This window comes from Chromohalobacter sp. HP20-39 (assembly GCF_033052815.1).
In the GTDB taxonomy this organism is placed as follows: Bacteria; Pseudomonadota; Gammaproteobacteria; order Pseudomonadales; family Halomonadaceae; genus Chromohalobacter.
Window position 1 is genome coordinate 1 of record NZ_JAWHTP010001222.1, and the last position, 232, is coordinate 232.

The 232-nt window shown below is 72.4% G+C and carries 1 pseudogene; it reads right to left on the bottom strand.

Features of this window, described 5'->3' with window-relative positions:
• Positions 1–232: pseudogene (locus RVY79_RS21780) on the bottom strand (type II toxin-antitoxin system HipA family toxin); the annotation flags it as partial.

The following is a 232-nucleotide window of genomic DNA, read 5'->3' on the forward strand; positions in this document are numbered from 1 at the left end:
GAGCGGGCGGCACCAGTGGCCCTCATGCCAGAGCAGGGCCGTCTTGTCCTGCGCGCCAGCGATGGAGATACGGAACTCGGCCTCCTCGTCAGCCGTGGCGGCCATGCCACCCGTGGGCGTCACGGCACGGTCCAGTGCCTGCTCGATCTCGGCCTCGTCCAGCGGCTCGGCGTCGATGCGCTTCACGTCCGGCGCGGCGGCGTCCACGTGCAGCAGCTGCAGCGCGCCGACG